This is a genomic window from Pseudoalteromonas rubra, assembly GCF_001482385.1.
Classification (GTDB): Bacteria; Pseudomonadota; Gammaproteobacteria; order Enterobacterales; family Alteromonadaceae; genus Pseudoalteromonas; species Pseudoalteromonas ardens.
The window spans coordinates 1038929-1053712 of the sequence record NZ_CP013611.1 but is presented as its reverse complement, the minus strand read 5'-3'; the positions used below and the strand labels follow the sequence as shown (position 1 = coordinate 1053712).

At 46.4% G+C, this 14784-nt stretch carries 9 protein-coding genes; all 9 read left to right on the top strand.

Annotation, left to right across the window (positions count from 1 at the left end; all coding sequences use genetic code 11):
* Positions 1–161: 161 nt before the first annotated feature.
* The 9 genes from htpG to AT705_RS04645 all read left to right on the top strand — a co-directional run bounded on the left by htpG (position 162) and on the right by AT705_RS04645 (position 14577).
* Positions 162–2078 carry a molecular chaperone HtpG gene (gene htpG / locus AT705_RS04685; RefSeq protein ID WP_058795695.1) on the top strand — a complete coding sequence of 639 codons (1917 nt, stop codon included), beginning with the start codon at positions 162–164 and terminating at the stop codon, positions 2076–2078.
* 756 nt (positions 2079–2834) lie between these two features.
* A complete protein-coding gene (locus AT705_RS04680; protein ID WP_058795694.1) occupies positions 2835–5534 on the top strand; it encodes a TonB-dependent receptor in 2700 nt (899 codons plus the stop codon).
* Between the two features lie 143 nt (positions 5535–5677).
* The gene (locus tag AT705_RS04675) at positions 5678–7219 is read left to right on the top strand and encodes a tryptophan halogenase family protein (protein ID WP_058795693.1); all 1542 of its coding nucleotides are present in this window, start codon (positions 5678–5680) and stop codon (positions 7217–7219) included.
* A gap of 86 nt (positions 7220–7305) precedes the next feature.
* Complete coding sequence (locus tag AT705_RS04670; RefSeq protein ID WP_049866574.1) at positions 7306–8016, top strand: SapC family protein; 711 nt, start codon at positions 7306–7308, stop codon at positions 8014–8016.
* A 123-nt stretch (positions 8017–8139) separates the two neighbouring features.
* Positions 8140–9186 carry an isoaspartyl peptidase/L-asparaginase family protein gene (locus AT705_RS04665; RefSeq protein ID WP_058795692.1) on the top strand — a complete coding sequence of 349 codons (1047 nt, stop codon included), beginning with the start codon at positions 8140–8142 and terminating at the stop codon, positions 9184–9186.
* Positions 9187–9277: 91 nt separating this feature from the next.
* The gene (locus AT705_RS04660; protein WP_010381692.1) at positions 9278–9706 is read left to right on the top strand and encodes a CBS domain-containing protein; all 429 of its coding nucleotides are present in this window, start codon (positions 9278–9280) and stop codon (positions 9704–9706) included.
* Positions 9707–9870: 164 nt separating this feature from the next.
* A complete protein-coding gene (gene hrpA / locus AT705_RS04655; protein ID WP_058795691.1) occupies positions 9871–13755 on the top strand; it encodes an ATP-dependent RNA helicase HrpA in 3885 nt (1294 codons plus the stop codon).
* Between the two features lie 108 nt (positions 13756–13863).
* Positions 13864–14241: a response regulator gene (locus AT705_RS04650; protein WP_237113783.1), complete on the top strand. Its 378-nt coding sequence runs from the start codon at positions 13864–13866 to the stop codon at positions 14239–14241.
* 42 nt (positions 14242–14283) lie between these two features.
* On the top strand, positions 14284–14577 hold the full coding sequence (locus tag AT705_RS04645) for a PilZ domain-containing protein (RefSeq protein ID WP_058795690.1): 294 nt from the start codon (positions 14284–14286) through the stop codon (positions 14575–14577).
* Positions 14578–14784: the final 207 nt, after the last annotated feature.

The following is a 14784-nucleotide window of genomic DNA, read 5'->3' as shown; positions in this document are numbered from 1 at the left end:
GAAAGGGCTTTCTCCCTGCTCTGAATATATGCAATCCGTAATTTTTTTTCCCTACTCACTCTTGAAAAAAATCTCCCCAGCACAATATACCTCAGCATAACGCAAGTTAAGTGATTAACTATGTACTATTATTGTGTACCAAATAAGTTAGGGTGTACCAAATGACTACCGAAAATACTAAAGAAAATCATTCATTTAGTGCCAACACTAAGCAATTGCTTCAGCTGATGATCCACAGCTTGTACTCAAACAAAGAGATCTTTTTACGTGAGCTGGTATCCAATGCGTCGGATGCTGCTGACAAGCTGCGTTTCTTAGCGCTGCAAAACGGTAACCTGTATGAAGGTGATGCCGACCTGCGTGTACGTATCAGTGCTGACAAAGACGCGAAGACAGTGACCATTTCTGACAATGGTATTGGTATGACTCGTGACGAAGTGATCAGCTCTTTGGGTACCATTGCAAAGTCTGGTACTGCTGAATTCTTTAAAAATCTGACAGGTGATGAGGCAAAAGACTCTCAGCTGATTGGCCAATTTGGTGTGGGTTTCTACTCAGCGTTTATCGTTGCTGACGAAGTGACTGTACGCACACGTAAAGCGGGTGAGGCGCAGGCTGTTGAATGGCAGTCAAAAGGAGAGGGTGAATACACCCTGGCTGATATTGAAAAAGCAGAGCGCGGTACAGAGATCATTCTTCACCTGCGTGAAGAAGAGCTGGAGTTCGCAGATGACTTCCGCTTGCGTTCAATCGTGACTAAGTACTCTGATCACATCTCTATCCCAGTGGAAATGTTCAAAGCCCCTGTACCAGAATCTGAAGGTCCGGACGGTGAAAAAATTGAAGCCCAGCCTGGCGAGTGGGAAGGGATTAATCGTGCTACGGCTTTGTGGACGCGTGATAAGTCAGAGATCAGCGAAGAAGAATATAAAGAGTTTTACAAGCATGTTGGTCATGACTGGGAAGAGCCGCTGACCTGGGCACACAACAAAGTGGAAGGTAAAACGGAGTACACCAGTTTGCTGTACATTCCTAAAAAGGCACCTTTCGACATGTGGAACCGTGATCGTCAGACAGGCCTGAAGTTGTATGTACAACGTGTATTCATTATGGATGATGCTGAACAGTTTATGCCAAGCTATCTGCGTTTTGTTAAAGGTTTGTTGGATTCCAACGATCTACCACTGAACGTATCACGTGAAATCCTGCAAGATAACAAAGTTACTCAGGCTATCCGTAAGGGTTGTACGTCACGTATCCTTAAGATGCTTGACCGTATGGGTAAGAACAAGGCAGAAGACTACCAGACTTTCTGGAATGAATTCGGCCAGGTTATCAAAGAAGGCCCGGCTGAAGATGCTGCTAATAAAGAAGCGATTGCTAAGCTACTGCGTTTCAGTTCGACTCATACTGACGAGAGTGCACAAACTGTGTCACTGGAGCAGTATATCGAGCGTATGACAGAAGGTCAGGACAAAATTTACTACGTGGTGGCAGATAGCTTTGAAGCTGCGAAGAGCTCACCACACCTTGAAATCTTCCGTAAGAAGGGCATTGAGGTACTATTGCTCTCAGATCGCGTAGATGAGTGGATGATGAGCCACCTGACAGAGTTTGCTGAGAAACAATTCCAGTCAATTACGCGTGGTGATTTAGACCTGGGTGATATGGAAGACGAAGAAAGTAAAAAGGCGCAGGAAGAGAGCGAAAAGCAGGTAGAAGGCCTGGTTGAGCGCATCAAAGAAGCGCTGGGCGATAAAGTAAAAGAAGTACGCTTTACGCACCGTCTGACAGATTCTCCGGCTTGTGTGGTTGTTGATGACCATGACATGAGCTCACAGATGCAAAAGCTGATGGAATCGATTGGTCAGTCTGCCCCTGAGTCTAAGCCAATCTTTGAGCTCAACCCTGAGCATCAGTTGGTTAAACACCTTAACGTTGAGCAGGACGAAGATAAGTTTGCACAATGGTCAGAGGTACTGCTGGATCAGGCACTGCTTGCAGAACGTGGCAGCCTGAAAGACCCAGCTGGGTTTGTTGCTCGCCTGAACAAGCTGATGCTTGACCTGAGTAAATAAATCAACGCAGTTTTTATTTGTGTCAGAAAGCCCGGCGAGTAACTCGACCGGGCTTTTTGTTGTAATTAAAGGTACATTGCAGAAAGCTCATCGGATAGTGAGGTGTACTGTTTACCTTTTTCATCCTGTCAGAGTTCATATCATAAAGCCATATTTAGCAGTAAAAGCCATCAGTGGGGTATTTCATTTAACAAGCCTTGATGCATATATGAATTTAAAAGAAAGGGTAGTGACAAATTTTCACTCTCTTAACTCGGTTTAAGTACTTGTTTTGCGGTGAACAAATGCCGTACATCAGCGTGTTTAAAGGCTTCTTCGCAAATTTGTCATGCAAATACACTGGACAAAGCAATGATGAAAAAGATAAAATGACAGCGTTGTCATTGAGATCTATTATCACCTTGAATCCGCTTCTGCCCGAACGTTTATGGAATAATCAGATAGCACAACTCGCCTAAATTAGATTAGTTTATTAATTAGGTCCAATTCTTCTACATAACTCATCGCAACTGCTGTTAAAAAGTGCATAGCTTGTGATATATTCTTCTCGTTTGTAACAAACTATAACCTCAAAATTATTTATTCTATCTATTTCAGTAGGTTAGGATTTTGTTGAAAAAATCTTATGTAAGCCACAAAAAAAGATGTAGCGAATCTGTAATTTTGGGTGTATGGTTTGTTATTAGATGACAGCGTTGTCATCATCACTGGGCAGAAGTGATTTAAAAACCAACAAAATGATTCAAGGGGAATCCTGTGTTAGCTAATAATTTTAAAAAAAGCTTACTGGCAGCTAAGGTTGGCCTCATCCTAAGTACGGGTGTGACAGGCGTAGCGTTTGCTGAAGATAACCAGACTGGCGTTCAAGAAAACGTTGAAGTCATTGAGGTGCGCGGTATCCGCCGTTCATTGGCTGAAGCAGTTAATACTAAACGATTTGCGACCAGCGTTGTAGACGCGGTATCAGCAGAAGATATCGGTAAGTTTCCAGACAGTGACGTAGGTGAAGCACTGGGTCGTATCCCGGGCGTAGCGGTTAGCCGTCAGTTTGGTCAGGGCCAGCAAGTATCTATTCGTGGTGCATCTAGCCAGCTAACGCTGACAACTCTGAACGGTCAGAACGTTGCTTCAACAGGTTGGTACACTGAGCAAGCAATTGACCGAAGCTTCAACTACACATTGTTGCCACCTGAACTTATCTCAGGTATCGATGTGTATAAGTCTTCACAAGCAAATATTGTTGAAGGTGGTGTTGGTGGTACGGTTAACGTAAAAACCCGTAAACCACTAGACCTGGATTCCGGAACCGTTTTCGCTTCTGTAAAGAGCGTATATTCAAGCCAGTCTGAGCAATGGGACCCTGCTTACAGTGGCCTTGCAAGCTATAAAAACGATGATGAAACATTTGGTGTACTTGCCGCGTTAGCAGTGCAGGAAACTGACTATGTTCGTCGTGGTAACGAATCACTTGCTGGCTGGAATGGTGCAGTTTCTGCTAACTACTTCCTGCAAGAGCGTGAAAGAACAGCAACTAACGTAGCATTCCAGTACGCGCCAAATGATGAACTGTCATTCGATCTGACTTACATGAACCTTGAGTTAGAAGCGAACAACAACAACAGCAGCTTCTGGATCTTCCAGGCTGGCGCAAATTGTCTGGGCGAAAACCCAGATGGCGTATGTATGTTGTCTGAAGCAACAGCGGCAACGCCAACAGATAACCCGTCTTGGCTACAAGCCTTTGCACGTCGTGCGAAGATGGAATCTGAAACGGTTGATTTTGGCTTTGAATTCAAACGTGACACGTTCGAAATCTCTGGTCGTATCGGTCGCTCAGAAGCAACAGGTGGTACAGAAGCACAAACAAACTATGGTGGTTTGATTGGTTCTCATGAAGATCGCTATGGCATGATCGACATGACGGGCAAGCGTATCAAGATCCAGCTTAAAGAAAATGATTATCGCGTTGGTCACTGGAATGAGGGTAGTCCAGGCGTAGCAGCATGGGCAGTACGTAATCAGCCAAATACGGATGAAGAAACGTACGCACAACTTGATACTAAGTTCATGCTTGATCATGACATCATCACAGCTGTGCACGTTGGTGCTCGTTTCACTAACCACAAGGTTGAAGAAGACAACTTCAAAGGCCTGGCAAACATTCAGCGTAATGCAGATGGTTCGCCAGTACTAAGCGATGCAAATGACCCAACTAGCGTAGTTGCGGACATTGCTGATATCGCTCCTGCTCAACTATATGGTAACGGTGTAAACGAAGCTGGTTTTGAATACATCACTATCCCAGGTCCACACCTGGATGCGATGTTCAACCACACTGCGCAGAACTTCAGCGAATATGTACGTGACCGCAGTGGTTATGCAGCACTTGAAGAAGAAAACTTTGCGTTTTACGTAATGGCTGATTTCAGCGGTGAAAACTACCGTGGTAACTTCGGTCTGCGTTACATCTCTACAGATGTAAACAGTGACTACTATGGTTCAGACATCACTGTGACAGGTATCACAGATTCAGGTAACTTCTACGGCGGTAATGCACTGAAATCTAAGACACTGTCTAACAAAGAAGCGGATTACTCAGATATCCTGCCAAGCTTCAACATCGCGTACGACCTGGATGAAGACACTATCCTGAGAGGTTCAATCGCACAGGTTATCAGTCGCCCTAACTACCAGGATGTGTTTGCACGTTCTAGCCTGAGTGGTTACGACAATGAAAACCCGAACGACCAGCAAGAAGTAACTGGTAACCCAGGTCTTGAACCGTTCAAGGCAACTCAGTTGGACGTGTCTTACGAGTACTATTACGGTGACAGCAACTTCGCAAGTGCGACGTTCTTCTACAAAGACATCGAGACATTCGTAACGTCATCAACCACGCCAAATCAGTCTATCGGTATTAACGACCCGGCATGTAACTGTGACGTGTGGAATATCGTTAACCGTGTTAATGGTGACGGTGGTGACGTAATTGGTCTTGAGCTTCAGCTTCAACACGCGTTTGACAATGGCTTCGGTGCGATTGTTAACTACACGTATGCAGACAGCTCATCTGAAGAAACAAACTTCGATGACCGTATCGGCCGTTTCTCAGACAGTTCTGACCACACAGTTAACTTGGTTGGTTACTATGAGAATGATGACTTCGGTGCTCGTCTTGCTTATAACTGGCGTTCTGAGTTCATGATCCGTGAAACTGGTTTCTACTCTTCACGTGAGCACATGGACTTCGGTACTTTGGACTTCACTGGTAACTACCAGGTGAATGACAATATCAGCCTGACGCTTGAAGTTGTAAACATTCTTGAAGAAGACAGCTACCAGATTGGTATTTCTGGCTCTGACGGTCTGTTGAAAGAAGAAACGAAACACAACTTCCCTGCATGGAGCTATGTGGGTGAGCGCAAGATTGCACTGGGTGCAAACTTACGCTTCTAATTTTGTTGTTTGGAAAAGCCCTGCTTAAATAGTGGGGCTTTTTTATGCCTGTTTTATGGCAAGATCGAGACAGGCGTACATTGTTTGTAGTAAAAGCGGTATGTCCGTCCGAAGTGGTCTTTTCAGTGGTTGTGAGGTGAATTGTGCAAAATGCAGAAACTAAAATTAAGCGTATCGTCATTGTCGGTGGTGGCACTGCGGGTTGGCTGGCTGCCAATCATTTGGCCGCAGATGCGTCCGAGGATGTGAGCATCACATTAGTAGAGTCTCCTGACATTCCAACGATTGGTGTCGGGGAGGGGACTGTTCCGGTGATTGTTGATAGCCTGAAGAAGTTTGGTATTCGCGAGTCGGATATGTTTCGCCTGTGCGACGCTACGTTTAAAAATGGCATTCATTTTGTTGGCTGGAATAAGCCAGTTAACGGACAACCCCATTGCTATTTTCATCCATTTGACGATCCAAATGTGAACGGGGTGAATCTGTTGCCTTACTGGTTGCATCAGTTACCTGGAGCCAGGGCTCGTTTTGACCAAAGTGTTTCCATTCAGGCCCATATCGCGCTCGAAAACAAGGCGCCTAAGCTGATCACGAATGCTGAATATGAGCGTATGATTAATTATGCTTTTCACCTGGATGCTGGAAAATTCTCGGCATTGCTGTCAGAACATGCGATTAAAAACCGTCAGGTTAACCACGTGCTGGATGAGGTAGAATCGGTCAAGCTCGCACTGGATGGATCCATATCGGGATTGCAGCTGAGACATGGGGGCCTGCTTGAAGGCGACTTGTTTATTGATTGCAGCGGTTTCCAGTCTTTATTGCTTGGCAAAGCGCTAAATACCCCGTTTATTGATAAGAGTGACGTTCTCTTTGCCAATCATGCTGTGGTGACGCAAGTTCCTTATGAAAATGAGCATGAGGTGCCGCCTTATACTATTTCAACTGCTCAGCAGGCTGGCTGGATTTGGGACATTGGCCTGCAAACCCGTAAGGGAGTTGGTCATGTGTATAGCGATCAGTTTATGAGCCATGAACAGGCGCATCGTGACCTATCTGATTACCTCGGAAAACCAGAAGACACCGTCGAATCCCGGCTGATTAAAATGCAGGTGGGATATCGGTCGCAAGCCTGGGTGAAAAACTGTATTGGTATTGGGCTGTCCCAGGGTTTTGTTGAACCGCTGGAAGCAACCGGGCTATTAGTGTTTGATTTAGCGGCGAGAATGTTGTCAAAGCGTCTCCCTGGTGAACGTCAGGAAATCCCCGCAATTGCACAGCAGTTTAATCAGCATATGACACATGTCTGGCAGTCAATCGTTGACTTTATCAAACTTCATTACTGCATTTCTGATCGTGACGATAGTGAGTTTTGGCGTATGAACCGTTTGCCAGAATCGATCCCGGAATCGCTGCAACATAAACTGGCATTATGGCGTAATGACATTCCTAATGAGTATGATTTTGTCAGTAGTCTGGATGTGTTCAGATTGGAGAATCATCTGTACGTGTTGTATGGCATGAATTATCCCAGTCAATGCAATTACCCGTCGCCACAAAAACTGTCACAACAGGAAGCTATGCTGAAGCTGGTGGCCCAGCAGCAGCAAAAAGCTGGAGCAATGTTAGAGACGCACAGCAACCTGATTGCAAAAGCAGCAAGATATGGCTTTCAAAGAATTTAACCACAATATTTCTTTTCTTTTACCTTGAAAAGCTATAGCCTTGGACGCATATAGATAACAACTTTATGATAAAACGGAGCAGTATTATGGCGGAGCAACAAGTGCAGCCTTTACACAACGAAAAACATGCCAACACTAAAGTAAAAAATGGCATCAATGTAGAATTTTTAAAATCTCAGCACTTGATCCCGGTCGTTGCACACGAGTTTGCACGTGTAGCAACAGAATTCCCGATGGCATTTGTTAAGAATACAGAGAGCGGTCAATATCAGGCAGTTGCTTTATTTGGTCTTGAGCCAGGTGAAAACCTGTTTGTACAAGATGGCGAGTGGACTGCGGGTATCGCACCACTGGCTGCATCTCGTTACCCATTTGGTCTGGTTAAGCACCCAGAGCAAGATCAGTACGGCATCGTGATTGATGAAGCGAGTCCGCTGGTAGGTGAAGAAGAAGGCAATGCTTTGTTCGAAGACGGCAAAGAAACTGAGTACCTTGAGCGTCGTAAAGAAGCGCTGGTTAACTTCATCGAGTTCTCTCGCGTTACTGAAGCGTTCACACAATACCTGGCTGAGAAAGATCTGCTGGTACAACAGACCCTGACTGTTGAAATCGCTGGTGAAAAGAAAGACATCAACGGTATCTACCTAGTAGACGAGCGTAAGCTGAACGAACTGAGCGACGAAGCTTACCTTGAGCTGCGTAAGCGTGGCTACCTGGCACCTATCTTCTCTTTCCTGACTTCTACACATCAAGTTGGTCGTCTGGCACGCCTGAAAGCAAAGCGTCAGGCAAGCTAAGTCACGAGTGACTATGAATTGCAAGAAAGCGCCTTAAGGGCGCTTTTTTTATCGCTTTTTTTTGTAACCAGAATTTATATCCGGCAGTTTAGTTCGACAATAAAAGAACAACAGGAATTCGACATGCGCCGTTTATTACTTACTTCATCTTTACTTGCTGCATTAAGCACTGCAAATCCCGTTTTTTCAGCCCCAGCTCAATCACCCATTGCTATTGCAATCCATGGTGGCGCAGGCACAATTGAGCGTGCCAAATTTACGCCACAGCAGGAGCAGGCTTACCGGCAAACTTTGCAATCAGCCGTTGAGCAAGGGTATGCGGTTTTGGAACAAGGCGGTGAAAGCCTGGATGCAATTACGACCGCAATTAAGGTGCTGGAAAATTCCCCATTCTTTAACGCCGGAAAAGGCGCGGTATATACCTATGACGGCACGCATGAGCTGGATGCGTCGATTATGGATGGCCGGGATCGCCAGGCTGGCGCAATTTCGGGTGTGACGCTGATAAAAAATCCCATTGAGTTAGCCAGAGCGGTTATGGAGAAATCGGTGCACGTGATGCTCAGTGGTGAAGGTGCGCAAGAGTTTGCAAAGCGTGAAGGGGTTGCGTTCGTCAACAAGGACTATTTTGATACACCTCACCGCTATGAGGCCTGGCAAAAAGCGCGAAAGAAACTGGAGCAGGCAGAGCAGGGGATTAAGGATTATCAGGCTTTACATCAACAGCTACCACAGCAATACAAAATGGGCACTGTTGGGGCAGTGGCACTGGACAAACAGGGCAACCTCGCGGCAGGCACCTCAACTGGCGGGATGACGGCAAAACGATTTGGTCGTATCGGTGATTCACCGATCATTGGCGCAGGTACATTCGCGGACAATGACTCGTGTGCTGTCTCTGCGACTGGACATGGTGAGTATTTTATTCGTTATAACGTCGCGGCGGATATCTGCGCGCGGGTACAGTATCAGGGAAAAACAGTGACACAAGCGGGACAGGATGTAATTTTTGGCCCAATGCTTAAGGCAGGTGGTACCGGCGGAGTGATCATTTTAGATGCCCAGGGCAATATCAGCATGCCTTTTAATACCAAAGGAATGTATCGCGCCAGCAAATCTAACACGCAGCCCACCTATGTCGGTATTTTCGACGACACAAAGCAACCCTAATTAATATGCTTAAGGCCTGTAAACTTGGGCAATTTTTGTAACGCCAGCTACTATTTAATATGAAGCTGGTGTTTTTTTAGGGGAATGAAATATGCAATCTGTCAAAGTAGCAGACTATCTTAATCATCGTCCGGTTACCTTTAAAGCGGACATGCGCATCGAGTCGGCAGTGGAAAAGTTACTACAAAGTGGTCAGGCCGGAGGCCCCGTGATTGATGATATGCAACACGTGGTGGGATTTCTGTCTGAACAGGACTGTATTCGCACTATGCTCGAAGCTACTTATCAGAACGAATCACACAGCATCGTGGCTGATGTGATGAATACCGAACCTTTGTGTGTGAGCCCGGACGACAGCATTTTGAAGCTGGCTGACAGAATGACCGCCGATAAACCCAAGTTATATCCTGTGTGCGATGATGACTGCCGTTTGGTAGGGGTGATCAGCCGCACTAATGTGTTGTACGCGATTGACAAGCATCTCCATGATACCTATGAGTCGGGCAATCGCTTTGTTTAATCGCTGATTAGGTCTCAGTATACCGGCAAGTGCGTCACATACAGTTTACCAGATTAAGCCTGCCTGTCGGTATTTAGTGCGCAGCCCCTGTCAAAGGGACTGGGCTGTACTCATGCTTTTTGCTAGACTACGCGACGATTTTCTCAGTAACAAGGTGTCGTGTAGTGGATTTGCAGTCGTTGTATTCGAACATAGCGGATTGCCTCAAAAAGGATCAGTTTCTCTTTAAAAAGCGTCTTCAGGGCGTCAAAAAAATAAAAGACGAAGCGAAACAGCAAAAGGTAATCACTCAGATAACGCGTGATATAGCGCACAGCCAAACGCTCAGAGTAAAGCGCCTGGCTGGCCTGCCGAGTGTGCAATACCCCGAAGCACTGCCTGTAAGTCAGAAAAAAGACGATATTAAAAAAGCCATTGCTGAGAACCAGGTCGTCATAGTTGCGGGTGAGACTGGCTCAGGTAAAACCACTCAGTTACCTAAAATTTGCCTGGAGCTGGGTCGTGGCGTTGATGGCTATATTGGCCACACTCAGCCCCGTCGTCTGGCTGCACGTAGCGTGTCCAACCGTATTGCCGAAGAGCTTAATTGTGAGCTTGGTCAGGAAGTGGGTTTTAAGATCCGTTTTAGCGATCAAGTTTCCGACAAAAGTTATATCAAGCTGATGACCGATGGTATTTTGCTCGCTGAGATCCAGCAAGACAGATACCTGAATCAGTACGATACAATTATTATCGATGAAGCCCACGAGCGCAGTCTGAACATCGACTTTATTCTCGGCTACCTGAAAAACCTGCTCCCTAAACGTCCCGATCTGAAAGTGATCATCACCTCAGCGACCATAGATCCGGAGCGTTTTTCAAAACACTTTAATAATGCACCTATTATAGAAGTCTCGGGACGCACTTATCCGGTAGAAGTGCGCTACCGACCGGTGATTGATGCCAGTGGAGATGAAAGCGAAGCCGAAAACGATCAATTGCAGGGCATTTTTGATGCTGTTGATGAGCTGTGCGCTGAGGGTTCCGGTGATATTCTTATCTTTATGAATGGTGAGCGAGAAATCCGCGATACCGCGGACGCACTGAGCAAGCGCAATCTTAAAGGGGTTGAGATATTACCTTTGTATGCTCGCTTGTCGAATGCGGAGCAGAATCGCATCTTTGCCGCACATAGCCATCGCCGTATTGTACTTTCAACCAACGTTGCAGAAACCTCTCTGACGGTACCCGGGATCCGCTACGTAATCGATCCGGGTACTGCGCGGATCAGCCGCTATAGTTACCGAACCAAAGTACAGAGACTACCTATTGAGGCTGTCTCTCAGGCCAGTGCAAATCAGCGTATGGGTCGATGTGGCCGGGTTGCTGCGGGTGTGTGTATCCGTTTGTATTCCGAGGAAGATTTCCTGGGCCGTCCTGAATTTACCGACCCCGAGATTCTGCGTACCAACCTGGCATCAGTTATTTTGCAAATGCTGGCGCTGGGTTTGGGTGACATTAAGCGCTTTCCCTTTGTTCAGGCACCAGACAACCGCAACATCACAGATGGTGTCAGTTTGCTCGAAGAGCTGGGGGCGGTTAAGCCAGCAGCCAGACGTGAACAAACCTCATTGACTCAGACTGGCCGTAAACTGAGCCGTTTGCCTATCGATCCTCGCCTCGCGCGTATGGTACTGGCTGGTGCGCCTTTAGGGGCGTTACGTGAAGTGATCATCATTGCAGCCGCTTTGTCTATCCAGGACCCCAGGGAGCGACCGCAGGAAAAACGCGGCGCAGCGGATGAAAAACATGGTCGGTTCGAAGATGCAGATTCGGACTTCATGGCGTTTCTTAACTTGTGGCAGTATCTGGAAGAGCAGCAAGAGGCGCTGAGTCGTAGCCAGTTCAGAAAGCAGTGTCAGAAGGACTTTTTGGCCTATATGCGGGTGAGAGAGTGGCAGGATATTGTTTACCAGCTAACCACAGTCTGCACTGAGATGGGATTAAAGGCGTCTGGTAATGAGGCGAGCTTCGAGGCCATTCACCAGGCGTTATTGAGCGGGATGCTAAGTCACATTGGTCAAAAAGACGAGAAGAAATTTTACAAGGGCGCTCGTAACAGCCAGTTTCATATTTTCCCGGGGTCAGGCCTGTTTAAAAAGAGCCCTAAATGGGTAATGGCAGCCGAATTGGTGGAAACCAGTAAGCTGTACGCCCGTATTAACGCCAAGATTGATGTGAACTGGGTTGCACCACTGGCGGAGCATCTGGTTAAGCGCAGTTACAGTGAACCACACTGGGAAAAGAAACAGGGCTGTGTCATCGCATTTGAACAACAAACCCTGTATGGATTGATCATAGTGGGTAAAAAGCGCACAGTGTACAGTCAGATTGAGCCCGTACTGTGTCGCGAATTATTCATAAAAGAAGCGCTGGTTGCTCAGCAATTAGGGCAAAACGAAGCCTTTTTACAGCACAATCAGGCCTTGATTGAAGACATTCAGGATCTGGAAAATAAAGCCCGTCGCCGTGATATTCTGGTTGATGAGCATATGATGCAGGCCTTTTATGAAGCGCGGATCCCGGCTGATGTTAATAATCGCGCTGCTTTTAATCACTGGTGGAAAGATAAGAAAAAAGCCGATAAACGATTTTTACACATGGATCGGGATGCCTTGATGCAGCACGAAGCGTCGCATATTACGGCGTTAGATTATCCCGATGTGTGGCAGCAGGGTAACCTGATGCTGCCCTTGAGCTACCACTTTGAGCCGGGTCAGCCGGTTGATGGTGTAACGGTAAATATACCCCTGCCGTTGCTCAATCAGGTCGCCTCTGAGGGTTTTGATTGGCATATCCCGGCACTGCGCCATGACTTGATCTGTTCATTGATTAAGAGCCTGCCAAAAAGTCTGCGGCGTAATTTTGTCCCTGCACCTAACTATGCTGATGCAGTGCTGGCTGCGATTGAACCGATGCAAGGGGGCTTTCTGGAGGCGCTGGCTAACCGCTTATTGCGCATGACAGGGGTTAAAGTTGATGTGGAAGCGTTTGATTTAAGTGCGCTGGAATCCCATCTAAAAATGCAGTTTCAGGTACTGGATGAACATAATAAGGTCATTGCTCATGGCTATGATCTGGATGTGCTCAAAGCCAAGTTACAAGGCAAAGTAACACAAACGCTGTCTAAGGTTGCTGAAAAGGGTATTGAGCAGGAAGGGCTTACCGAGTGGTCGTTTGGTGACTTGCCCAGTGAATACACCAAGAAGCAGGGGGGGTATGAGATCAAAGCTTTCCCTGCTCTGGTAGATAACGAGCAAAGTACATCAATCAGTTTGTTTGATCACCCTCTGAAGGCGCAACAGGCACATCGCCTTGGTTTACGACGACTGGTGATGCTGAATGTGCCTTCGCCGGTGAAGTATCTACAGCAGCATTTACCTAATAAAGCCAAACTGGGACTTTACTTTAATCCGTTCGGTAAAATTAACGATTTAATTGATGATTGTACCGCTGCGGGGATTGATGCCTTGCTGGGTGACTATAGTGCGATTCGTTCTGAACAGGACTTTGAACAAGCTAAAGAACATGTCCGGGCTGAACTTGGCGATAAAGTAGTGGAAATCGCATCTGCGGTTGAGCAGGTGCTGAGCATTGCTCATGGTATCAATAAGCGTATGAAGGGACGTGTGGATTTGACCATGATCACGGCGCATGGTGATATTAAATCTCAGCTTGAAAGCCTGATTTTTAAAGGGTTCGTTAGTCAGCATGGGGCACATAAGCTGCCGGATTTGCTGCGTTATATGAAAGCCATTGAAAAGCGTCTGGAGAAGCTGCCTGTTGACCCTAATCGGGACCGTTTATGTGTTCTGGAGCTTGAAAAAGTGGCGTCGGCCTATACCGATAAGTGTAACAAACAGCCAAAAGGGATCCCGATGCCGGCAACACTCGATGAGATTTTCTGGATGCAACAGGAACTTCGGGTGTCATTGTTTGCTCAAACACTAGGAACACCTTATCCGATTTCGGCAAAACGGATCACCAATGCGTTAAATGAGATCGAATAGTGTGTTTTGACTTGCAATTTGCATTAGGGCAATTACCTTATTAAGAGGAAACTATTTTTGGATTGTGAAAAGGAAGCGGCATTGACTATGCCCACACAGGGGAGCAGGATGAAAACGCCGCATGTGCTAGTGGTTGACGACGAGTATTTCAATTTTGAGATGCTTTCAATGGCTTTGTCAGACGCATTTAAATTTAGCTATGCTGAATCGGGTAAGAGCTGCCTGTCGAATGCGATTGCCGATCCGCCAGATGTGATCCTGCTCGATGTATGTATGCCAGGGCTGGATGGGTATGATACCTGTCGGATGTTGAAGAATACGCCTGAAACTCGTGATATTCCCGTACTCATGGTGTCGGGCCTGGAGTCTGATCAGGAGAAACAGGCGGGCTTTGATGCCGGCTGTGATGCCTATGTGGTTAAGCCCTTTTCCATGCAATCCTTATCTGAGAAAATAAAAAATATGGTGCAAATTATTCCAAGGTAATTTTTTGCAGGCAAGCAATGATAACAAAGAGTGGAGCACGCCATGATACATGAGGATAAAAGGCGCTTTATGCGCATGATGGTCAATACACAGGCACAGTTAACCGTGTTGTCCTCGGGGCACAAACTGCACGGTACTTGTCACGACTTAAGTGCCACGGGATTATCAATCATTGTTGAGGAACCACTCGAGGTCAACGAAATGCTGGATGTGTTTATTGATAGCCATGGTGGATCAGTTCCTCCGCTCAACGCACATGTTAAAGTCATCCGGTGTGGTAACAACAGCGAAGGTGAAGGCTATATGCTTGGCCTGGAAATCGTGCAGTTTAATTAGTCACTAGAAACTCCGGCTCGCCTGACTTTTGGCGGGCCACTCACACTGAGCAGTTGCATGAGCGTGTTATTGCTTTGGTCAATTTTGTCACTACTTCCACACTATTTGCACATTAACCTTACATACTGACTAGCAACTGGTCTTACACCAATTGACTTAATTAAGTATTCTATTTTGAGGCGAAAAATTAGGGTCGATAACCAGGCA